This window comes from Staphylococcus sp. HMSC071G07 (assembly GCF_001811435.1).
In the GTDB taxonomy this organism is placed as follows: Bacteria; Bacillota; Bacilli; order Staphylococcales; family Staphylococcaceae; genus Staphylococcus; species Staphylococcus pettenkoferi.
The window spans coordinates 62046-84917 of sequence record NZ_KV804784.1; the positions used below are offsets into that span (position 1 = coordinate 62046).

At 39.2% G+C, this 22872-nt stretch carries 17 protein-coding genes; 6 read left to right on the forward strand and 11 right to left on the reverse strand.

Features of this window, described 5'->3' with window-relative positions; genetic code table 11:
• Positions 1-213 precede the first annotated feature (213 nt).
• A complete protein-coding gene (locus HMPREF2802_RS09655; RefSeq protein WP_070504056.1) occupies positions 214-2325 on the forward strand; it encodes a diflavin oxidoreductase in 2112 nt (703 codons plus the stop codon).
• A 745-nt stretch (positions 2326-3070) separates the two neighbouring features.
• Here the strand turns inward: HMPREF2802_RS09655 and HMPREF2802_RS09660 are convergent.
• The 11 genes from HMPREF2802_RS09660 to rpmH all read right to left on the reverse strand — a co-directional run bounded on the left by HMPREF2802_RS09660 (position 3071) and on the right by rpmH (position 15609).
• Positions 3071-3973, reverse strand: coding sequence for a sensor histidine kinase (locus tag HMPREF2802_RS09660; RefSeq protein WP_070504059.1), 903 nt, complete (start codon positions 3971-3973; stop codon positions 3071-3073).
• 13 nt (positions 3974-3986) lie between these two features.
• Positions 3987-4655, reverse strand: coding sequence for a response regulator transcription factor (locus HMPREF2802_RS09665; RefSeq protein WP_002472782.1), 669 nt, complete (start codon positions 4653-4655; stop codon positions 3987-3989).
• Between the two features lie 378 nt (positions 4656-5033).
• Positions 5034-6452, reverse strand: coding sequence for an MDR family MFS transporter (locus HMPREF2802_RS09670; protein WP_083307628.1), 1419 nt, complete (start codon positions 6450-6452; stop codon positions 5034-5036).
• Between the two features lie 523 nt (positions 6453-6975).
• Positions 6976-8118, reverse strand: coding sequence for a globin domain-containing protein (locus HMPREF2802_RS09675; RefSeq protein WP_049410148.1), 1143 nt, complete (start codon positions 8116-8118; stop codon positions 6976-6978).
• A gap of 432 nt (positions 8119-8550) precedes the next feature.
• Complete coding sequence (locus tag HMPREF2802_RS09680) at positions 8551-9525, reverse strand: SMP-30/gluconolactonase/LRE family protein (RefSeq protein WP_070504062.1); 975 nt, start codon at positions 9523-9525, stop codon at positions 8551-8553.
• Between the two features lie 265 nt (positions 9526-9790).
• The gene (gene noc / locus HMPREF2802_RS09685; protein WP_002472750.1) at positions 9791-10630 is read right to left on the reverse strand and encodes a nucleoid occlusion protein; all 840 of its coding nucleotides are present in this window, start codon (positions 10628-10630) and stop codon (positions 9791-9793) included.
• 38 nt (positions 10631-10668) lie between these two features.
• Positions 10669-11385: a 16S rRNA (guanine(527)-N(7))-methyltransferase RsmG gene (rsmG, locus tag HMPREF2802_RS09690; protein ID WP_070504065.1), complete on the reverse strand. Its 717-nt coding sequence runs from the start codon at positions 11383-11385 to the stop codon at positions 10669-10671.
• Between the two features lies 1 nt (position 11386).
• The gene (gene mnmG / locus HMPREF2802_RS09695) at positions 11387-13264 is read right to left on the reverse strand and encodes a tRNA uridine-5-carboxymethylaminomethyl(34) synthesis enzyme MnmG (protein WP_002472763.1); all 1878 of its coding nucleotides are present in this window, start codon (positions 13262-13264) and stop codon (positions 11387-11389) included.
• 15 nt (positions 13265-13279) lie between these two features.
• A complete protein-coding gene (mnmE, locus tag HMPREF2802_RS09700; RefSeq protein WP_102696174.1) occupies positions 13280-14659 on the reverse strand; it encodes a tRNA uridine-5-carboxymethylaminomethyl(34) synthesis GTPase MnmE in 1380 nt (459 codons plus the stop codon).
• A gap of 153 nt (positions 14660-14812) precedes the next feature.
• The gene (gene rnpA, locus HMPREF2802_RS09705; protein ID WP_070504071.1) at positions 14813-15160 is read right to left on the reverse strand and encodes a ribonuclease P protein component; all 348 of its coding nucleotides are present in this window, start codon (positions 15158-15160) and stop codon (positions 14813-14815) included.
• A 311-nt stretch (positions 15161-15471) separates the two neighbouring features.
• Positions 15472-15609 carry a 50S ribosomal protein L34 gene (gene rpmH / locus HMPREF2802_RS09710; RefSeq protein WP_000240855.1) on the reverse strand — a complete coding sequence of 46 codons (138 nt, stop codon included), beginning with the start codon at positions 15607-15609 and terminating at the stop codon, positions 15472-15474.
• A 740-nt stretch (positions 15610-16349) separates the two neighbouring features.
• On the opposite strand from rpmH, the gene dnaA reads away from it, so the two are divergent.
• The 5 genes from dnaA to gyrB all read left to right on the forward strand — a co-directional run bounded on the left by dnaA (position 16350) and on the right by gyrB (position 22844).
• Positions 16350-17708, forward strand: coding sequence for a chromosomal replication initiator protein DnaA (gene dnaA, locus HMPREF2802_RS09715; RefSeq protein ID WP_002472753.1), 1359 nt, complete (start codon positions 16350-16352; stop codon positions 17706-17708).
• A 232-nt stretch (positions 17709-17940) separates the two neighbouring features.
• Positions 17941-19074: a DNA polymerase III subunit beta gene (gene dnaN, locus HMPREF2802_RS09720; RefSeq protein ID WP_088606534.1), complete on the forward strand. Its 1134-nt coding sequence runs from the start codon at positions 17941-17943 to the stop codon at positions 19072-19074.
• Positions 19075-19548: 474 nt separating this feature from the next.
• The gene (gene yaaA, locus HMPREF2802_RS09725) at positions 19549-19782 is read left to right on the forward strand and encodes a S4 domain-containing protein YaaA (RefSeq protein WP_002472742.1); all 234 of its coding nucleotides are present in this window, start codon (positions 19549-19551) and stop codon (positions 19780-19782) included.
• The gene (recF, locus tag HMPREF2802_RS09730; protein WP_049410137.1) at positions 19779-20894 is read left to right on the forward strand and encodes a DNA replication/repair protein RecF; all 1116 of its coding nucleotides are present in this window, start codon (positions 19779-19781) and stop codon (positions 20892-20894) included. The genes yaaA and recF overlap by 4 nt, the downstream gene beginning before the upstream one ends.
• Positions 20895-20906: 12 nt before the next feature.
• Positions 20907-22844: a DNA topoisomerase (ATP-hydrolyzing) subunit B gene (gene gyrB / locus HMPREF2802_RS09735; protein ID WP_172592602.1), complete on the forward strand. Its 1938-nt coding sequence runs from the start codon at positions 20907-20909 to the stop codon at positions 22842-22844.
• The last annotated feature ends 28 nt before the right edge of the window (positions 22845-22872 follow it).

Genomic DNA, 22872 nt, shown 5'->3' on the forward strand with positions numbered 1-22872 from the left:
GTGGGTTAGATCGAGCGGGTTTGCATTTTATAAAAATCATTAAGTGAGGCGAATAAAATATCTCAACGACACTTCAACTCCTTTTAACCTAACCAACTCAATCACTAAATCATGTATACTGATAGTACATATAACGAATTACAATCGAACGCGAACGAATTAGTTTAACCCACTCAATCATAGGATTACAATAGCAATGAGAGGTGATATGGATTGCAACTCAATTCAACGAATAGTCCCTTTAGCGAAGAACAACTTACGCTTTTAAATAAAATATTACCTACACTCACGCCTGAACAGGAGAATTGGTTAAGTGGCTATCTCTTGAGCCAGTCCGAAAAAGACCAAGTGGAAGAGGACCATGCAACGCAACAACAAGCCCAAACTGAGACGGCCAACGAAGCGAGTGAGACCTCAAACGAGGATGCGAAAGAAGAGGTAGCAGAAGCGAGCGAAGGCGCAAGTGAGCGTCACAGCTCACTTTCAGAGCGTCCTGAGAAGATTACCATCCTCTTCGGTACAGAAACAGGGAACGCGGAATGTGTAGCGGAGGACTTTGAAGAGAAATTACAAGCCCATGACTTTAATACTGAACTCTATGAGATGGACGAGTTCACTACGGAAGACCTCCCGCAGACTTCCCCCTTATTCGTCATCTGTTCTACGCAAGGTGTAGGTGAACCACCAATCAATGCGTTGGACACATACGAATACTTGCACGGCGATGATGCACCAAGCATGGAAGCTGTGGACTTTGCAGTGCTCGCACTAGGTGACCAAGACTTCGATAATTTCTGTCAGGCAGGTAAAGATTTCGACCACATTCTTGGAGAGTTAGGCGGTAACCGCATCGCTCCTCGTGTAGATTGCGATTTCGACTTTGAAGAAACGGCAGAACAGTGGATGGATAAAATGCTTGAAGTACTCAACGCGATTGATCCCGTAGATAGCGATAAGACGGCTAATGATGCGGATTCTGCTGATAAAACTGATGAGAATGTTGCGGACGAGTCCACTGACAATGAAAGTGTGGGTAAATCAAAGGAGACGGCTACGACTGATGCGACAGCTAATGATAAAAATGAAGCGGCTTCAACCAACACAGCAAATGAGGCTGTACATGACCCCAACGGTTCAGCTTGTGTCATCACTCAAGCTCCAGAAGATTCAGTGACACGTGGCGATGTTGCCACACCGTCTGAACAATATACGAAAGCTAATCCATTCCAGTCCACAGTGCTCAAGAACGAAGTATTAACACAACCTGAATCTAACAAGGAAGTACACCATTTAGAGTTGCAAATTGACGGGAATCAAACCCAATACGAACCTGGCGATATCTTAACTATCATTCCTGCCAATAATCCTGAACTCGTGGACGAACTGATTGCGCAACTCGGTTGGGAACAAGATGTAGAAGTACCAGTGAATCACGAAGGTGAGACAGCTACACTTAGAGAAGCCTTGATTTATCATTTCGAAATTACGAAATTAACACCTACTCTGCTCACGACTGCCGGAGATATGTTTGATAACGCAGATTTATCTGAGCACTTACTAGATGACGGTTGGGCGAAATCTTACGCATATGGCAGAGATTTAATCGACTTACTCACGGATTATCCGCCTCAACAATTGCAGCCTGAAATGTTGCAACAATTGTTACGTAAACTTCCGCCACGTGAGTATTCTATTTCAAGTAGTAATCAGAAGACGCCAAATGAGGTTCATATTACAGTGAGTGCAGTTCGTTATGAAGCCCATGGTCGCTCTAGAGAAGGTGTTTGTTCAGTACAAATTGCCGATCGTTTACAACCCGGCGATCACATTCCAATTTATTTCCGTAAAAACCCGAACTTCAAATTCCCATTTGAAGATGACACGCCGATTATTATGATTGGCGCGGGTACAGGAATTGCACCTTATCGTGCTTATTTACAAGAAGCAGAAGAACGAGAGTTGAAGAAAGATAGCTGGCTGATCTTTGGCAATCAATACAAAGCAACAGATTATCTTTATGAGGAAGAATTAGAAAGTTGGCGTGAACAAGGTTATTTAAGTAAGTTAGATTTAGCCTTTTCACGTGATACAGACGAGAAAGTTTATGTTCAACATCGTTTATTAGAGAATAGCGAAACGATTTATAATTGGATTATTAACGGCGCAGCACTCTTCGTTTGTGGCGATAAAGATCAAATGGCTACAGGTGTGCATGATGCATTGATTGAGGTATTACAGAAAGAAGGTCATTTCTCTGAGAAAGATGCCGAGAAATATGTCACGCAAATGCGTAAAGAGCAGCGTTATCAACGTGATGTGTATTGATTTAATGGTGAAAATTGGGACAGGGAAATAAGATAGATCAGAATAGGAATCACTCTACAAGTTCGGTCGCTTGTAGGGTGATTTTTTTGACGTAAAGTTGGAAATTAGGAAGTCGAAGTCAGTAAAATTATATGGTTATAGTTAGTGTTTGAGATCGTTAAGATTTTAATGACAATTGCAAGTATTCTTGTCCAACACCATTTATCTTATTTTAACCATTCAAATTTTAACTCATTTATCAAAATCTATTAAATTATTTAAGTAGTATACAATTGAAGTATAAAAATAGTATAAAATTGACTATATCCGAAATTACAAAAATGTTATATGATAAGAGTGTCCAAAGGAAGAGGCCTTAAATAAAAGTCAGAATTTTTGTGTGAGTACAAACTTTACCTTTTCTAAATTAAATGAAATAGGGTTAAGTTTATGGGATTCGAATGCTTATCGTTATTAGCTATTATAAAAATTTGAAACTTACGCTTTAGTGATTAGAAATACTTTGCACATTTAATTATATAAATCTGTTTTGACATTACATTATAAATTCTATTTTTAAGTGAAAGTTTAAATTTAAGACCAATGGCTAAACACACTTCTAAGATGCAGGAATCAATCTCTAACAATCAAAAATCTCTGAACAGTGAGCTCAACTTGCTCTTTTGGACTCACAAAATAGCATAAATCTTTTGTCTAGCGACTACACTTCTCTCTCTTTCTTATAAGTGTAGTCGCTTCTTTCTTGTTATTCTCTTTCTGTGCCGCTATTAGGAATTTGAATAGTAAATCGTGCACCCTCACCTAGTTCAGATTCTACCTCTACAGAATGATTCAAGTGCTTGGAAACTCGCTTCACAATAAACAATCCAATTCCACTTGATTTTTCATGTAAACGGCCATTGTATCCTGAATAACCTTGGTCAAAGATTTTTGGCAAATCTGCACGACTAATTCCAATACCATTGTCTCTTATTTCAAGTTTCTGTTCATTCTCATTATAATTAATCCAAATATCTTGTCCTCGCGCGTACTTTAAAGCATTATTCAAGAGTTGTTCAATCATAATAGAACACCAACGTGCATCAGTAATTACTTTAGCAGTTGATTTCTCATAGTGGATCTTCGTTTGATTCTCTATAAATTGAATTGAATATTTCTTAATAAGCGGACGAATCAACTCATCAATCGTGACAGGTGCGAGCACCATATCCGTATTATGATTCAATAATTTCAAATAACTTAAAGCCAAGTTGGAATAGTTGTCAATTTGAAGTATTTCTTGTCTCAGTTGATTCACCATGCCCTCTTCATTTCTAGCGAGCAGAAGTTTAGATGCAGTAATAGGCGTCTTCATCTGATGCACCCATGTCAGAAAGTAAGCTTCTACTTCCTTCTTATATTCAATTTGTTCATTTCGTACATTATGCAGACTTTGCTCTAACTCTTCTACTTGTTCCTCAAGACGCTGATGCTTTTGATAGCTGATATAACGGTAAAATGCATAAATAGCGAAGACAAAGACGATAATCGCTAAAGCTAACAGAAATGGCGTCAGAGGTAATGAAAAGACAAAGAATATGAATAAGAATAGCACTAATATCAGTAAAATAATCAGTGCTTCATTACTGATAGTTTTTAAGAAATTCATCCTCTTTCACCTCTTAATTTACCCGATAGCCTACATTTTTCTTCGTTTCAATAAAATGAGGTAAGCCGATATTTTGTAGTTTCTTGCGAATGCGAGTCATATTGACTGCTAGCGTATTATCATCGATAAAATGTTCAGATTCCCAACATTTTTCAATTAAATCTGTCTTACTCACATACTTTCCTTCATTTTGAAATAATGACTGCATAATTTGTAGCTCAGTAAAGGATAATTTCTCAGATTGCCCTTGATAGCTCAACTTCGCTTCATCTATCAGTAGTTGACAGTTCTGCACTTCAAGACGATTGTGGTCTACTGTGAAGTTGTACGTGCGTCGCATCAGAGCTTGAATCTTAGCTATCGTTAATGACATATCAAACGGTTTCTCAATAAAATCATCGCCGCCCATTTGAATTGCCATAATTTGATCCATATTATCCGTACGCGAGCTAATAAAGATAATTGGCACGTTAGAGTGACGTCGTATCTCTTGGCACCAATGAAAACCGTTGAATGATGGTAATTTAATATCTAATAAGATAAGATGTGGATTACTTTGTTCAAATTCTTCCATAATCGCACTGAAATCTCGCGCAATATCAACCTCGTAGTGCCATTTATTGAGTTCAGCTTGTAAACTTTCTGCGATAACCAAATCATCTTCAATGATTAATATCTTCATGAGATAGACTCCTTTGACCTCGACTTTTCATCATAATTCTTAATTCATATGATACACGTTCAATTCTCTTTTCGCTATGATGAGCCATGGTAGTGGCGTTTGGTAGTAAAACTATTCATCACTGAATGTATTATCTTTTCACCAACACATAATCTTAGGATTACTAGAAAGTTCAATTTAATACTTAAGTATTATTATTAATGGCTTTAAATCTAAATAGCATCTTCAAAGCACACGCATTATCTCTAAATATTAAAAAGTCGCTCCAACATGAGGTTGCTAGAGCGACTTTTCTGCACTTCAATTATTCAATCTTTTTCGTTTCCTATTGCTCAATTAATTACTTTTATACTGCGGGTAGACTTCCCTCACTTGCCATTAATTAGCATATTTACGACGTGTACGTTTTCCATCGTCATTCTCATCTTTTAACTTAAATGACATTAAGAAAGCAATACCTGCTAATGCGACTGACGCAAGGAAAGACATGTTAACACCGTGGATAACGCCGTCCATACCACGTGATGGATCAGCACCGACTGACATAATCGTAATAAAGACAGCTGTACCGATCGCACCGGCCATTTGTCTAAAGGTGTTGTTCATCGCAGTACCGTGTGGGATGAGTTCATTTGGTAATTGGTTGATAGATAGTGTAGTCATCGGCATCATAACCATTGCGATAGAAACCATTCGAACCGCGTTCATCGTCGCTAGGTAAGCAAAACTTGTATGACTATCTAAGTTAATAAACGCCATACTTGAAGCGAATAAGATAAATAGTCCAACTCTTGCTAGCCATTTTCCACCAAACTTATCAAACATATAACCTGTGAGCGGGTTCATCGCACCCATAATCACAGCGCCTGGTAAGAGAGCGAGACCCGATTCAAGCGCACTGAACTGTAACATGTTCTGCATATAAAGTGGCAGAATGACGTTCGTTGAAATCATGACACCAAACACAATCATACTCATGATGGTACCGAGTGTGAAGATACTATGTTGAAAGACGCGGAATTCCAACATCGGTTGTTTGAGCTTAAGCTGACGTGTGATGAAGATGTAAAGCGCAACCACACCGACAATAAGTGGTAGGATAAATTGGACGCTGAGCCAACCTGCACCACTAACACTACTGAAGCTATATAACAAGCCACCGAAACCGAGTGTAGATAACACAACTGAGAGTTTATCGAGTTTCGGATGTTTCAACTCAGTCACGTTACGTAATAAGAAATATGCTGTGATAATGTTGATCACTGCGATTGGTAAGATAATGTAGAAGATACTTCTCCATGTAAGATGTTCGACAAGAATACCTGATAACGTCGGACCAATCGCTGGCGCAAAGGCGATGATTAAACCAAATAAGCCCATCGCTGTTCCGCGTTTATCTTTAGGGAACAACATAAAGAGTAACGTTTGCATGAGTGGCATCATGATACCTGCACCAGCCGCTTGTAAGATACGACCGATAAGTATCGTTGTAAATTCAGGTGCCACTGCACAGAAGACCGTACCTACCGCAAAGATGGCCATTGCTGATAGGAAGAGTTGTCGTGATGTGAAACGCTCAATTAAGAACGCTGTAACTGGAATCATTATACCGTTGACGAGCATGAAGATAGATTGTAGCCATTGGGCTGTGTTTTCATCTACCTTTAAATCTTTCATGATTGGCGGGAGTGCTGTACCGAGAAGCGTTTGGTTTAAGATTGTGATAAACGCCCCTGAGAGTAAGACGATAAACAATGGGATGTTCTGTTTCATACTTGAAGTTGAATTGTCCGCCACATATAACCCTTCTTTCTTCTTGACTTTTTCTCAAAACGCGACTAAGACTATCAATCATTTTTGTTAGACCTGTTCATTTAGGTAAGGTTGTATACGTAGACGTCTTAGCACTTAATATATCTGTTTTTCTCTCTTGTCTAGTAAAAACCAACTTTTTCATTCTACGCGTTTACCGTAAACTTATGCAATTTTTATGTTTATGGTTTGTTTTACACTTTTAGTTCACGCCGACTTCTTGATATACAGATGCTATATTATACCCTAAGAAGTTGATATATAAATATATGATGACGAACACGAATCGATTCCACAAGATATATGCTTTATAAAACGTTTTCACTCTCAATAAGGCATTTTTCCGATATCAACCGCTTCATTATTCATAAAAAAAGAGAAGAATGAGTAACCCTAACGATTGCTCATTCTCCTCGTATATCTCATGCTCGAGATTCTTATTTAATTTCAGCACCTTCGATGATAGTGCCAAGTGTGCTCAATGAACTTGAGCGTTTAAAATATGCGATTAAACTTCAACACTTAAACGTGGAACGAATACTTCGTAGTGTACTTTAGACATGTCGTATTCAAGTTCTTTAAGAGCTTCCATAATTGAGTTTAAGAATGAAGTACCACCACAAATGTAGATTTCTGGGCTTTCAGATAGATATTGAGTTAATTCATCTTTTTCTAAATAGCCTTCAGAATCTTTAAGATGTAGGTGTAAGTTTGCGTTATCACGTTGTGTGATTTCTTCAATCATTTCTTTGAATGGAACTTGATCTTCAGAAGGTGCAACTTGAATCATTTGAGATTGGCTACCTTCTTTAGATGCAGCATCAAACATAGAAACGAGTGGTGTGATACCGACACCAGAACCGATGAAGAGTTGTGGTTGTTCTAAGTTATTGAGTAAGAATCCACCTACAGGCGCTGATAAGTTGATTGTGTCGCCTTCGGATAATTCATCGTGTAAGATTGTAGAAACTTCACCTTCGTGACCATCAACAACATCACGGCGTACACCGAATGTAAGGTGATGTTCGTCACCGCTTACGATTGAATAGTGACGTTTAGCGCGGTAAGGAAGTTTGTCGCTTGTTACGTCAACAGTGATATATTGACCAGGTTTATATTGGCTTAAATCATAGTCATTTGTTTCAACAGTAAATGATTTAATATCTGGTGTTTCTTGAGTAATTTTAGTAATCTTGAATGGTTTGAAGCCCATCCACATCATTTCGTCATAAACTTCTTTTTCAAGTTTGATGAATACATCTGCAATTTCGCCGTAAGCTTTCGCCCAAGTTTGAATGACTGGGTCGTCTTCAGAAAGTCCTGTCACATCTTGGATGGCAGCGAGTAAGTTCTCCCCAACAATTGGATAATGTTCAGGATATACTTGAAGTGCACAGTGTTTGTATGCAACAGGCATGATCGCTGGAGCAATGGCACCTAGGTTCTCGATGTTCATCGCTGCAGCTAATACTGCTTGAGCAAGTGCAGTTGATTGCATACCTTTTTTCTGGTTAGTTTGGTTAAACATATTGAGAAGTTCTGGATGGTTGTTGAACATTTTAGGGTAAAATATTGAAGTGATTTCAGTCCCTTTATCTTGTAATAATGGTACCGTATCTTTAATTGTTTGAATTTCTGATTCAGTTAACATATTAAGTTCCCTCCACTTATTAACTTTGTACTTTCATTATCTGCCTAACTTCGTTCAATTACAATTATAAGATATTATTTATTGCAATAAATTTATATCTTCTTGAATATTATGTGAACGCTTTAAATATAGGACAATCCCTATTGTTTGATATAGTAATTTTTCTTACTTTTATAGGGATTTCCCTAATTTTCAACTGGAGAAAAATATCTTATATGTTCTACTTATCCGTGATTGTTTAATTGAATGTTAACGAAAGATATCAAAATTTCAATACTCTCGAAGTGTCAGTGATGAATTTTTCACTTTCAGTTTCAACTAACTTAGATTTTCATTCACTTCATATGTTATTTTCCCTTTTATGTCTTACACTCAATCTTAAAATATTCGCGCTATCAATCTCACAAACGCCCTACTTTTACCTACTACTACTTAATGAAACTGATAACTGTTGTGACCTTTAGCAAAACCGCGAGCTGTAAAGAGCCATGAAGCACCGTCATTATCCATATCATTTGAACAAATAATCAATTGATCTGTGCCTGGGATGAAAGCAGGATGTGTAGAACGGAGCATATGTCCTTTCTCTCTACCAGGAAGTAAGATTTGGCCGATTGGATGACCATATTTGTTAAAGACGAGTACACGACCTTGACCATACATCGCAACATAAAGGTTGTCGTCGCTATCGATACAGCAAGAGTCCGGACCTTCATGACCCGTGAAGTAATACGGAATCTTCGCACCAAATGGCGCAATCGTCTTACCATCTTCTAAGAGTTCAATACGATGTAAACGGTTCGCGTTCGTTTCAGTCACCCATAAGATGCTTTCGTCGGTACTCAATGCGACGCCGTTTGCTACGGCTGTATTCTGAATGATCGGCGTCACTGTCTGATAATCTGGATCCACGTAGTAAACACCGCCAAGTGGGTTCGTTGAATAGCCGCGGAAGTCTGTGAAGTAGAAGCCACCTTTGCTATCAAATACTAAATCATCTACGCAATATTCTGTGTTAATTTCAGAAATGATTTCTTCTAACGCTGAGCCATCTGTTTGTGTCACTACGATGCTTCCGGAATCTATAAAGTCCCCTAAACATGATAAGAATAAACGTCCATCTTTGTGAATTTTAACTGAAGCTGGATTTTCTTTTTCAGAAGTAAAGACGTGCTCAACTTCTTTTTCCGGTAGCGTCACTTTGAAGATTTTACCCCCAAAGACCTCGCATAAGAACAAGTTATGTTCTCTATCAAAGCATAGTCCCTCTAGTTGTAAGCCCTCATCTGAAATCTTGACCCACGGCTCTGCTGTAACGGTTTGAAGCCCTTTCTCATGTGCGAGTAGCGGAACCGCATGTGTCGCATCACCTTCGTATTTTAATGTCGGTAAATCACGTTGTGCCATCTCAATTCCTCCCCTAATCATTAATGTAATTGCTTTAAATCTATCACATTCTGTTGTTGAGATGCATGCCAAAGGGTAGTTGTTGCGTAAAATGCAGGAGGGTTAAGCCTCGCATTTTCGAGCTCCTGCTTATCTGTTTGACGTGAAACATCAATTTGCGATTAACGACAATTTCACTCATCTCTTACCATGCCACTTTCAATCCAATAAAATAAGCACCCCCACAAGTCGAATTTAACTTGCAAGGGCGCCACTACACGCGCAATTATCGTTTATATAACTTAATCTTGATTTCATAATAATCGTCCGTCTCTCTATTCTGACGTTCCACATGCACACCACTATCTTCAATGTGAGCGATACTTTCTCCGACCTTCTCTTTAGCCTGTGTTAAATCTTTCGTGAAACCGAACGTTTGCGCTTTCACTTTTTCAGGAGCAGTAAAGTTCTTCACACGCGCTTCTGTTTGTTTCACATTTAACTTCTGAGCAATAATCAATTCAAGAAGAGATTCTTGTTCATCATGCGATAAGCTCAATAATGCACGAGCATGACGCTCAGTAATCTTACCTTCACGCAATTTCGTAAGCACTTTGGGAGCAAGTTTGAGTAAGCGCAACTTATTCGCGATAAAGCTTTGACTTTTACCTACACTCTTCGCGAGTTCACCTTGCGTCGTATCGCCAATATCTAATAACTTCTTGTACGCTTCGGCTTCTTCAACCACCGACAGATTCTCCCGTTGAATATTCTCGATGAGCGCCACCACAGCTGTTTCCTCATCATTGAGTTGACGAATAATCACATCGGCATATTTATAATGGAGAGAAGACAACGCACGAAAGCGACGTTCTCCTGCAATGATTTCGTACATGCCTTCTTCAATCGGTCTGACAACTATAGGTTGTAACAAGCCATGTTCTTCAATCGATTCGGCGAGTTCACTAATCTTTGCAGGCTCGAAGACTTGTCTCGGCTGGTAGCGATTGGGAACGATACGTTCGATTGGCACCGCTTCGACCTGACTATTCTTATCTTCCTCTATATCATTCATGATTTCATCTTTATTTTTTAAACCAAATAACTTAGAAAAAGGTTTCTTCATTACTCTGCGCTCCCTCTAAATGATTTGTTCCGTGCTTATTATTCAACTAAAGGAGATTTATTCGGCTTACCTGGTTTACGTGGATATTTCTTCGGCGTCTTGCTTCTCTTTTCAATCATTACCATTTCTCTTTTACCCGCTTCTTCAGGTAACTCAAATGTTTCGAGCGAGATGAACTTACCGCCTAGGATACCTATGGCGAAACGCGCGTCTTCAAGTTCTTCTTCCGCTTTCGATGCTTTCATCGCGATAAATTTACCACCCTTTTTAACTAAAGGTAAGCACAATTCACTCAATACGGATAATCGCGCAACAGCACGTGCTGTCACGATATCGTAAGACTCCCGGTAGTCTCCCTTACCGTAAAATTCTGCTCTATCATGCACAAAGCTAACGCCTGTGAGGCCTAGCTGATCCGCAAGTTGGTTGAGAAATTGAATGCGTTTATTCAATGAATCTACAATCGTGACTTTCAACTCTGGGAACACAATTTTCAACGGGATACTCGGAAATCCTGCGCCTGCTCCGACATCGCAAATCGTTAATGGTTGATTGAAGTCTTCAAAGAAACTCGGCGAAATCGAGTCATAGAAGTGCTTTAAATACACTTCTGACTCTTCTGTAATACTCGTCAAATTCATCTTCTCATTCCATTCAACGAGCATCTCATAATACTGCTTAAATTGGTCTTGTTGCTGTTCAGTTAACTCAATATCATGTTCTTTCAAAGCTCGTGTTAGCCATTCTACACTCATGTTATTGATTCACCCTCTGAATATGTCCTTGTTCAAGATAAACGAGCAGGATAGAGATGTCAGCTGGGTTGACACCTGCGATACGAGAAGCTTGAGCGATGTTAAGCGGCTTCACTTCTGCCAACTTCTCACGCGCTTCTGAAGCAAGACTATCCACTTTACTGTAGTCAAGATCTTCAGGGATCTTCTTCGCTTCCATTCGTTTAACTTTTTCTACTTGTTGTAGTGATTTATTGATATAACCTTCATATTTCGTTTGAATTTCCACTTGTTCTTCTACTTCTGCCGGTAGTCGATGTTCTTCCTCTAACATCTCTAAGATAATATCGTAAGACATTTCTGGACGACGAAGTAAATCAATCGCAAGCACGCCGTCTTTCAACTTAGAACCACCGTGCGCTTCAATAATCTCTTGAACACGTTCTTTCGGCTTGATACGGATTTGGCCTAAACGTTCTTGTTCTGCTTTAATCATTTCACGTTTTTCATTAAAACGTTGGTAACGTTCATCTGAGATCAGACCTAATTCGTGACCGAGATCTGTTAAACGTAAATCGGCGTTATCATGACGTAACAATAGACGGTATTCCGCTCTAGATGTTAATAAACGATACGGTTCGTTCGTACCTTTCGTCACGAGGTCATCAATAAGTACACCAATGTAAGCATCAGAACGGCTTAAGATCTTCTCATCTTGACCCAAGACGCGTCCTGCAGCATTGATACCTGCCATGATACCTTGTCCGGCCGCTTCTTCATAACCAGATGTACCGTTGATTTGGCCAGCTGTGTAGAGGTTCTTAATCTTCTTCGTCTCTAACGTAGGCCACAGTTGCGTAGGCACAAGCGCATCATACTCGATCGCATAACCTGCACGCATCATGTCTGAATGCTCAAGCCCTGGAATCGTTGTAAGCATTTGACGTTGCACATCTTCTGGCAAGCTTGTAGATAAACCTTGCACGTATACTTCATTCGTAGAACGTCCCTCAGGCTCTAAGAACAATTGATGACGTGGTTTATCGTTAAAACGCACAAACTTATCTTCAATAGATGGGCAATAACGCGGACCTGTACCTTTGATCATACCTGAATACATCGGTGATAAATGTAAATTATCGTCAATGACTTTATGCGTATCACCATTTGTGTAAGTGAGCCAACATGGAAGTTGGTCTAAAATGTATTCCGTCGTTTCGTAACTGAAAGCACGACCGACATCGTCACCTGGTTGAATTTCTGTCTTATCGTAATCGATCGTTTTGGAATTGACACGTGGTGGTGTACCCGTCTTGAATCTTACTGTTTCGAAACCAAGATCTCTCAAGTTATCTGCAAGTGAAACAGATGGTAATTGATGGTTTGGACCACTAGAATATTTCACTTCACCTAAGATAATTTCACCGCGTAAGAATGTACCTGTCGTAATGACTACAGCTTGTGCTAAATATTCTGTACCGATATTCGTACGTACACCTTTAATTTCGTCATCTTCTACGATGAGGTCATCTACCATACCTTGCATGACTGTGAGATTATCTTGATCTTCAAGGACACGCTTCATCTCTTGTTGATAAAGTACTTTGTCTGCTTGTGCACGTAATGCTCGCACAGCTGGACCTTTCCCTGTATTGAGCATACGCATTTGAATATGTGTACGGTCGATGGTCTTAGCCATTTGACCACCTAAGGCGTCGAGTTCACGTACGACAATCCCTTTCGCTGGTCCCCCTACGGACGGGTTACAAGGCATAAAACCAATGTTGTCTAAGTTAATTGTTAACATAAGTGTCTTTGCGCCGCGTCTTGCTGAAGCTAGACCTGCTTCAATACCTGCGTGGCCTGCTCCAATGACCACGACATCATAATGTTGAGCCATCTTGATACCTCCTTCTTATTTACCGAGACAGAATTGACTAAAGAGTTGATCGATGAGTTCGTCACTTGCAGATTCACCGATGACTTCACCTAAGATTTCCCAAGTACGCGTTAGATCGATTTGCACCATGTCCATCGGCACACCTGCTTCTGCTGCATCAATCGCATCTTGAATTGCGTTACTGGCTTGTTTAATGAGTGAGATGTGTCGTGAATTAGAGAGATACGTCATATCTTGATTTTGAACCTCTCCACCGAAGAATAAATCACGAATTTGCATCTCTAATTCATCTATACCTTCTTGTTTCAACATAGATGTTTCAATGAGAGGTAATTCGCCTACCATTTCTCTCACTTCATCTAAATCTAAGTGCTGTTCTAAGTCCATTTTATTCACAATCACAATAGCGTCTTCGTTCTTAATCACTTCGTAAAGTTGACGATCCTCTTCAGAAAGTGGCTCATTGTAGTTGAGCACGAAGAGAATCAAATCCGCTTCACTCAAAGCTTTACGTGAACGCTCAACGCCGATACGTTCAACAATATCTTCCGTATCACGTATGCCGGCTGTATCAACGAGTCGTAGAGGCACCCCTCTGACGTTGACATATTCCTCTAGCGTATCACGTGTCGTACCTGCCACTTCAGTAACAATCGCTTTATTGTCCTGAATCAAGTTGTTTAACATAGAAGACTTACCGACATTCGGTTTACCTACGATGACTGTAGAGAGACCTTCTCGCATAATCTTACCTTGCGTACTCGTTTGAAGTAGCTGATCGAGTTGCGTCTGAATCTCTTTCGACTTCTCTAATAGATATTCAGTCGTGGCGTCTCCTGCATCATCATATTCTGGGTAGTCGATATTGACCTCGACTTGAGCAAGGATTTCGAGAATAGACTGGCGCTGGCGCTTAATCATATCACTGAGGCGACCTTCAAGTTGATTCATCGCTACTTTAGAGGCGCGATTAGTCTTAGAACGGATAAAGTCCATAACCGCTTCTGCTTGTGACAAATCAATACGACCGTTCAAGAACGCACGTTTCGTGTATTCTCCTGGTTCAGCCATACGCGCACCATGTGTCATTGTGAGTTCTAACACACGGTTAATCGTTAATATTCCACCGTGGCAGTTAATTTCGACGATATCTTCTCGTGTAAAAGTCTTCGGTGCTCTCAAGACTGAAACCATGACTTCTTCTACTACTTCTTGTGTTTCTGGATCTATGATATGTCCATAGTTAATCGTATGAGAATCCACATCCTCAAGTCGATGCTTTCCTTTATATAATTGATCTACTATCGGAATCGCGTCATTCCCTGATAGACGAACGATACCTATCGCGCCCTCTCCCATTGGAGTAGAAATACTCGTTATCGTATCCAGGTCCATCATCTTTCTCGCCTCCTTGTCAGACAAAATTTCATTATAGTATTGTAGTGACTTTACTTACAAAATGCGAATAACTTGTTTAATTACATCAAAGGTAAGACTTCCGTTTGTCTGAAGTTAGTATGCGGGGAGTCTAAATATCCCCCTACCCTCTTACTTTATCTTCTTATTAAACACTTTAGCTATTTTAAGCACGTGTTCAAGACTACTTTGTATTTCTAATGTCGTCATACGTTTCGAAGGTTGCCTAGCAATGACGATGAGATCTATCGGGATGATATCATCTTTATGTACTTTAAAGTTCTCACGAATCGCACGTTTAATACGATTACGTTGAACGGCATTACCTAATTTCTTTGAAACGCTGATGCCAAGTCGAAAGTGTTCAAGCGAAGCATCTTTGCGTGTGTAAACGACAAATTGACGGTTGGCAACTGAATTACCACGTCGATAGATGTTCTGAAAGTCTTTATTCCTTTTTATCCGATATGCTTTTTCCATCAAGCTTCACCGTTTCTCTCTTCTGACTAAGTATTTTCCCACTCTAATTATTCACGTGAGAATCTGATTACCTAATTATACTATAGGATGAGATGTCATTGATAATTAATTCTAGGAAGTGACATTGAAATCTATATGATTTCGTAGGTTCACTCATACAACTGTTATTAGGTTGATTCTGAGATGATGTTGTTTTTTCAATCACTTTTGACATTCCAACCTCGTTAAGCTTTCTTTCCTTTTATAAAAGCGCTAGAAAGAGCTACTTTAATCAAAAAAAAGACCACTGATAAGTCAGTGATCCATCAGTCTTATGCTGATAATACTTTGCGGCCTTTACGACGACGGCGCGCTAAAACTTTACGTCCGTTTTTAGTGCTCATGCGTTTTCTGAAACCATGAACTTTACTATGTTTACGTTTATTTGGTTGATAAGTACGTTTGACCATTCAAATACACCTCCGTATGTGATTCCAATATCTACTTTGCTATAGATATTTGTAATAAGCTCTTAAGCGTTTATGTCTTGATTTAATCTTAATGAATTCCATCTATAATTCAAGCAACTACTACAATATAACAAATTGCATTTTATAAAGCAAGTAGATTTTTAGTCGTTCTATTGAATCAACTGGTACGCATTGACCTTCTCTTAATGGCTCTGTTTCCAACTTTTTCCTTTCTATTTTATCGATTTATCATTTTTTACAGGCCGTCTGTATTTTCTATTTGTGTAACGTCATCCTCTGAAAAACTACAAACTGTAGCATTTTGTACTATAACAGTTTTATACATAATTGATGAATTGCTTGCAAATTATTTCCCAAACTCAATTTCACGAGCCCCGAAGTTATCCACTTTATACACAACAAGCATCTAACAATTTGTGGATAATACTTGTGTTATACACAGATTTTTCCAGTATTTACGGAACTATTCACAGGCATTTGACAGTTGTGATTGTGAAAAAGTATAATTATGTGGATAAGTCATCTAAAGTGTTGATACACCTAGAATCATTTACTAGAATTATACTCAAATTCCTTGTGAGTAACTTAGAAACTGAGAAAAGTTATCCACTGATTGTGATTAAGTTGTGGATAATTGTTCACAGGTGTGATTTTCTCAAATTATATCTTGTGAGTTTTGTGTATAACTTAAAAATAACAAGAAAATGGAGTTAGTGATTATGTCAGAACAAGAAATTTGGGAGAAAGTCCTTTCCATGATTGAGGAAGATGTGGCTGCTACATCTTTTAATACCTTTTTTAAAGATACCCAACTCGAAAAGCTGACCCCAGATGAAGCCATTATAGTAACAGACGATGAATTCGTCGCAAACTGGTTAGGTCAGAAATATACAGAAGTTGTACAAAACGTGCTATATCAAGCGTTAGAAGTAGATGTAAAGCCTACATTCTACTCAGAAGATCAGTACGAAAAATTAAAAGCCAACGAAGGTCCTGCTAGCCCAACTCCACAGAAAGAAACGGCACATAGCGTAGACGAGGCCTCAATTGGCAAAGAACAATTCAATGATCATAACACATTTGAAACCTTTGTCATTGGGCCAGGTAACCGCTTCCCACATGCTGCAAGCCTTGCCGTAGCTGAAGCACCAGCAGAAGCTTACAATCCGCTCTTTATCTACGGAGGCGTTGGTTTAGGCAAGACCCATTTGATGCAAGCGATTGGTCATAATGTATTGGAAACAAATCCTGAAATGAAAGTGCTTTACACTTCAAGCGAGAAGTTTACCAACGAGTTTATCCAATCGATTCGACAGAACGAATCTGATAAGTTTCGTGAAAAATACCGTAATATCGATATTTTGTTAATTGATGACATCCAATTTATTCAAAATAAAGAACAAACCCAAGAGGAGTTCTTCCATACTTTTAATGAACTCCATCAAGCTAATAAACAAATTGTCATTTCTAGTGACCGACCACCGAAAGAAATTTCGAAACTCGAAGACCGCTTGCGCTCACGTTTCGAGTGGGGTCTCATCGTTGATATTACGCCACCTGATTATGAAACACGAATGGCCATTTTGCAGAAAAAGACGGAAGAAGAGAACTTAGATATTCCAACTGAAGCACTCACTTATATCGCAAATCAAATTCAAACCAACATTAGAGAACTTGAAGGTGCGCTTAACAGAGTGAATGCTTTTTCTAAATTGCAGAACGAACCTATCACGACTGAACTTACTGCCACAGCGTTGAAAGATCTCATCTCTACACCTAAGACGAAGAAGATTACAATTCAAGATATTCAAAAAGTGGTTGGAGATTACTACAGTGTGCGTATCGAAGACTTTAGCGCGAAGAAACGGACGAAATCCATCGCTTATCCTAGACAAATCGCGATGTATCTATCACGTGAGTTAACTGATTTCTCTTTACCTAAAATTGGTGAAGAATTCGGTGGACGTGATCATACGACAGTGATTCATGCACACGATAAGATTGCGAAAGATATGCAAGACGATCCGACTTTTAAACAAGAAGTAGAAAATCTAGAAAAAGAAGTACGTAATTTATAATAATTTGGCAATAATAAGAGGATAATTTGAAGTGGTAAGAAGCGCATCGTGAAATACGAAATGTGGATATTGTGGACAATTTGTACACACTACACACATGTTACCCACATGTGAATAACGTTGTCACGCAAGACTTGCCATAAGTTATCCACTAATTCACAGTGCCTACTACTATGACTACGAATTTAAAACCTATATAATTATTATAAACGACTGGAAGGAGTTAAGAATAATTATGGAATTCTCTATCAGACGCGATTACTTTATTAATCAACTCAATGACACACTTAAAGCAATTTCGCCTAGAACTACATTACCTATACTGACAGGTATCAAGATTGATGCTAAAGATGACGAAGTGATTCTTACAGGCTCTGACTCTGAAATCTCAATTGAAATTACGATCCCTAAACAAGTAGATGGAGAGGAAATTGTGAATATTTCAGAAGCCGGATCTGTCGTACTTCCTGGTCGTTTCTTCGTAGATATCGTTAAGAAATTACCAGGTAAAGATGTGAAATTATCAACTAACGAACAGTTCCAAACTTTAATAACTTCTGGTCATTCGGAATTTAATTTAAGTGGATTAGATCCAGATCAATATCCATTACTACCACAAGTTTCTCGTGATGACGCAATTCAAATTCCTGTTAAAGTCTTGAAGAACGTGATTGCACAAACAAATTTCGCAGTGTCCACCTCAGAAACACGACCAGTACTCACTGGTGTGAACTGGCTTATACAAGATAATGAATTAATATGCACTGCTACCGATTCACACCGCTTAGCTGTGCGCAAGTTAGCATTAGAAGATGAATCTGAAGATAAGAATGTCATCATTCCTGGTAAAGCTTTAGCTGAATTAAACAAGATTGTTTCTGACAGTGATGACACAATCGACATCTTCTTCGCATCGAACCAAGTTCTCTTCCGCGTGGGTCATATCAACTTTATTTCACGCTTATTGGAAGGTCACTATCCAGATACATCTCGCTTGTTCCCTGAGAACTACGAAATTAAATTAGGTTTAAACAATGGTGAGTTCTATCATGCGATTGATCGTGCTTCACTTCTCGCTCGCGAAGGTGGTAACAACGTCATCAAATTGAGCACAGGTAATCAGATCGTTGAGCTCTCTTCAACTTCACCTGAAATTGGTACTGTAAAAGAGGAAGTAGAAGCGAACGATGTTGAAGGCGGCAACTTAAAGATCTCTTTCAACTCTAAATACATGATGGATGCGCTTAAAGCGATTGATAATGACGAAGTAGAAGTCGAATTCTTCGGTACGATGAAACCATTTATCTTGAAACCGAAAGATGATGATTCAGTAACACAACTTATCTTGCCAATCAGAACTTACTAGGCATGTCACCATTTCAAATGAGCTTATCGAGGTTAGGACGAGGTAGTATACCCGTTCTTGCCTCTTTTTGTTTAGGCTAAAAGTAAAATTCCGAGATCTGACGTGTATATAAGTGAGCAGGTAAAAATAGCAGGGCGTTAAGAAAAGAAATAGATAAGTGAAGTACAGTTCGAAAATCAAGTGAGAGCTTATTCAGCCTTTTAATTTAAGCTAAGATATTCTTCTAGGATAAATCTATCTCGAAAGATAATTTGGCTCTAAATACCCCTTTAAAATTCAATATAGGTTATTTTTGTATTTAAAATCCACATGAGTTGGCTAAAAAATGGCTACTGAAATCGAAAAAATGAACGCAGTGTAGCAAATTTCTCTGATTTTCGTGAAACTTCGTTGATTTTACGCCGTCTAGGGCATGAAATTTTTAGTGAAAAAAGGTATAATATATAAGTGACTACAAGGAATGGAGTGATTGATTTGGTAGAGACAGTAGTCGTTGATAACGAGATTACTTTAGGTCAATTTTTAAAGAATGAAGCCATCATCGAATCAGGTGGCCAAGCAAAGTGGTTCTTACAAGATTTCGAAGTCTTGCTCAATGGCGAACGGGAAACACGTCGTGGTAAGAAATTGGCGCACCAAGATCGCATTGATATACCTGAAATTCCAGAAATTGACTCATTCATCATTGCTTATCAAGGTGAAGAATGAAATTAAATACACTCCAGCTTGAAAACTACCGTAATTACGAGTCGATCTATCTTGATTGTCATCCTGAGGTGAATATTCTCATCGGTGAGAACGCGCAAGGAAAGACAAACTTGTTGGAATCTATCTACGTCTTAGCACTTGCGAAGAGTCATCGTACGTCTAACGATAAAGAGCTCATTCGCTTCAAGAGTGACTATGCTAAGATAGAGGGAGGATTAAGCTATCGTCATGGTGAGATGCCGTTGACGATGCTGATTACGAAGAAGGGCAAGCAAGTTAAAGTCAATCACTTAGAACAAAGTAAACTTACGCAATATGTTGGTCATTTAAATGTCGTCCTTTTTGCACCTGAAGATTTGAGCATCGTGAAAGGAGCGCCTCAAATTCGCAGACGCTTCATCGACATGGAGCTCGGACAAATTTCAGCAGTGTATCTCAACGATTTAGCGCAATACCAACGTATTCTTAAACAAAAAAATAATTATCTTAAACAGCTTCAATACGGAGATAAGACGGATAGCACTATGCTGGAAGTCTTAAATCAACAGTTTGCTGAATATGCGCTTAAAGTGACCTTGCGGAGAGCGCATTTTATTAACGAACTCGAAGCGTTGGCTCAACCGATTCACTCAGGTATTACGGATGAGCGAGAACGTCTGAATTTGAAGTATCTCCCCAGTTTGAAGTTGAACGACTTGTCGAAAGATCAATCCGTCTTGCTCGAAGAAGTGTTAGAGACGCTCGATAAAAATATGGAGCGTGAGAAAGAACGCGGCGTTTGCTTGTTTGGCCCGCATCGAGATGATTTAGGTTTCAACGTCAATGATATGGACGCGCAAACGTATGGCTCTCAAGGGCAGCAACGTACGACCGCTTTATCTATTAAGTTGGCAGAAATTGAACTGATGAAACAAGAGGTGGGCGAATATCCTATTCTCTTGCTCGACGACGTGTTAAGTGAACTCGACGATTCACGTCAATCGCATTTATTAAGCACAATTCAACACAAGGTTCAAACCTTTGTGACAACGACATCAGTGGACGGTATTGATCATGAAATTATGAGTAATGCTAAATTATATCGTATCAATCAAGGCGAAATTACTAAGTAACAGAAAGTGAAGGTGGAAGCATTGTCAGATGTGAACAACACGGAAAATTATGGTGCTGGTCAGATTCAAGTATTAGAAGGACTTGAAGCGGTTCGTAAACGACCAGGTATGTATATCGGATCTACTTCAGAAAAGGGTTTGCATCACCTTGTTTGGGAAATTGTCGATAACAGTATCGACGAAGCTTTAGCAGGCTATGCAGATACAATTGAGGTCATTATTGAGAAAGATAACTGGATACGTATCACTGATAATGGACGTGGTATCCCTGTAGATACACAAGAGAAGATGGGTAGACCTGCAGTCGAAGTTATCCTCACAGTGCTTCACGCCGGCGGTAAATTTGGTGGCGGCGGCTACAAAGTATCTGGTGGTTTACATGGTGTAGGATCTTCTGTCGTAAACGCTTTATCTGAAAGATTAGAAGTTTACGTACATAGAGACAATAAGATTTATCACCAAGCATACGAACGTGGCGTCCCTCAATTCGATCTAGAAGTTGTGGGTGAAACGGATGATGACAATACAGGTACTGAAATCCGTTTTAAAGCAGATCCAGAAATCTTCACTGAAACGACAGTTTATGATTATGAAACGCTTCAACAGCGTATCAAGGAATTAGCATTCTTAAATAAAGGCATCTCTATTACACTTCGCGATGAAAGAGATGAAGACGAAGTGAGAGAGGACAATTATCACTATGAAGGTGGTATCAAGTCCTATGTTGAAATGTTGAATGAGAATAAAGAACCTCTACATGATGAGCCTATCTACATTCATCAAACGAAAGACGATATCGAAGTAGAAATTGCATTGCAATACAACAGCGGTTTTGCGACGAATCTTCTTACTTATGCCAACAATATCCACACATACGAAGGCGGTACGCATGAAGAAGGCTTTAAACGTGCGCTATCACGTATCTTAAATAGCTATGGCCTTCAAAGTAAGATTATTAAAGATGATAAAGACAAACTTTCTGGTGAAGATACACGAGAAGGTCTAACAGCTGTCGTTTCCATTAAACATGGTGATCCTCAATTCGAAGGACAAACGAAGACGAAGTTAGGTAACTCTGAAGTACGTCAAATTGTGGATAAATTATTCTCTGCACAATTTGAGCGTTTCCTTTATGAGCATCCTCAAGTTGGTCGTGTCATTGTAGATAAGGGGATTATGGCTTCAAGAGCACGTGTAGCAGCGAAGAAAGCACGTGAAGTTACACGTCGTAAATCTGCTCTAGAAGTTTCAAGCTTACCTGGTAAATTAGCGGATTGTTCTAGTAAGAATCCGGATGAAAGTGAAATCTTCATCGTCGAAGGTGACTCTGCCGGGGGGTCTACGAAAGAAGGTCGTGACTCAGCGACACAAGCGATCCTGCCGCTAAGAGGTAAGATTCTTAACGTTGAGAAATCTCGACTTGATCGCATATTGAATAACAACGAAATTCGTTCAATGATCACAGCATTTGGTACAGGTATCGGTGGCGAATTTGAATTGAGCAAGGCACGTTATCATAAGATTATTATTATGACTGATGCCGATGTAGACGGTGCGCACATCCGTACCCTCTTACTCACGTTCTTCTATCGCTACATGAGACCGTTGATTGAAGCGGGCTATGTTTACATCGCCCAACCACCTTTATACAAACTCACACAAGGTAAAGAGAAGTATTATGTCTTCAATGACCGCGAGCTCGATAATCTCAAAGCAGAATTGAATCCAACACCTAAGTGGTCTATCTCACGCTACAAAGGTTTAGGTGAAATGAACGCAGATCAGTTATGGGAGACAACGATGAATCCTGACAATCGCTCAATGCTTCAAGTTACACTCGATGATGCGATTGATGCAGACCAAACTTTCGAGATGTTAATGGGCGACGTGGTAGAGAACCGCAGACAGTTCATCGAAGACAATGCTGTATACGCTAACTTAGATTTCTAGAACCATGAATTGAAATGTTGAAGGAGGG

What these genes read in the sequence shown, in the direction of transcription:
- HMPREF2802_RS09680 (WP_070504062.1), bottom strand. Translation starts at nt 9,525, where the DNA reads ATGGCACAACGTGATTTACCGACATTAAAATACGAAGGTGATGCGACA.
- dnaA (WP_002472753.1), top strand. Translation starts at nt 16,350, where the DNA reads ATGTCAGAACAAGAAATTTGGGAGAAAGTCCTTTCCATGATTGAGGAA.
- HMPREF2802_RS09675 (WP_049410148.1), bottom strand. Translation starts at nt 8,118, where the DNA reads ATGTTAACTGAATCAGAAATTCAAACAATTAAAGATACGGTACCATTA.
- HMPREF2802_RS09665 (WP_002472782.1), bottom strand. Translation starts at nt 4,655, where the DNA reads ATGAAGATATTAATCATTGAAGATGATTTGGTTATCGCAGAAAGTTTA.
- noc (WP_002472750.1), bottom strand. Translation starts at nt 10,630, where the DNA reads ATGAAGAAACCTTTTTCTAAGTTATTTGGTTTAAAAAATAAAGATGAA.
- rsmG (WP_070504065.1), bottom strand. Translation starts at nt 11,385, where the DNA reads ATGAGTGTAGAATGGCTAACACGAGCTTTGAAAGAACATGATATTGAG.
- rpmH (WP_000240855.1), bottom strand. Translation starts at nt 15,609, where the DNA reads ATGGTCAAACGTACTTATCAACCAAATAAACGTAAACATAGTAAAGTT.
- mnmE (WP_102696174.1), bottom strand. Translation starts at nt 14,659, where the DNA reads ATGGACCTGGATACGATAACGAGTATTTCTACTCCAATGGGAGAGGGC.
- mnmG (WP_002472763.1), bottom strand. Translation starts at nt 13,264, where the DNA reads ATGGCTCAACATTATGATGTCGTGGTCATTGGAGCAGGCCACGCAGGT.
- HMPREF2802_RS09660 (WP_070504059.1), bottom strand. Translation starts at nt 3,973, where the DNA reads ATGAATTTCTTAAAAACTATCAGTAATGAAGCACTGATTATTTTACTG.
- recF (WP_049410137.1), top strand. Translation starts at nt 19,779, where the DNA reads ATGAAATTAAATACACTCCAGCTTGAAAACTACCGTAATTACGAGTCG.
- rnpA (WP_070504071.1), bottom strand. Translation starts at nt 15,160, where the DNA reads ATGGAAAAAGCATATCGGATAAAAAGGAATAAAGACTTTCAGAACATC.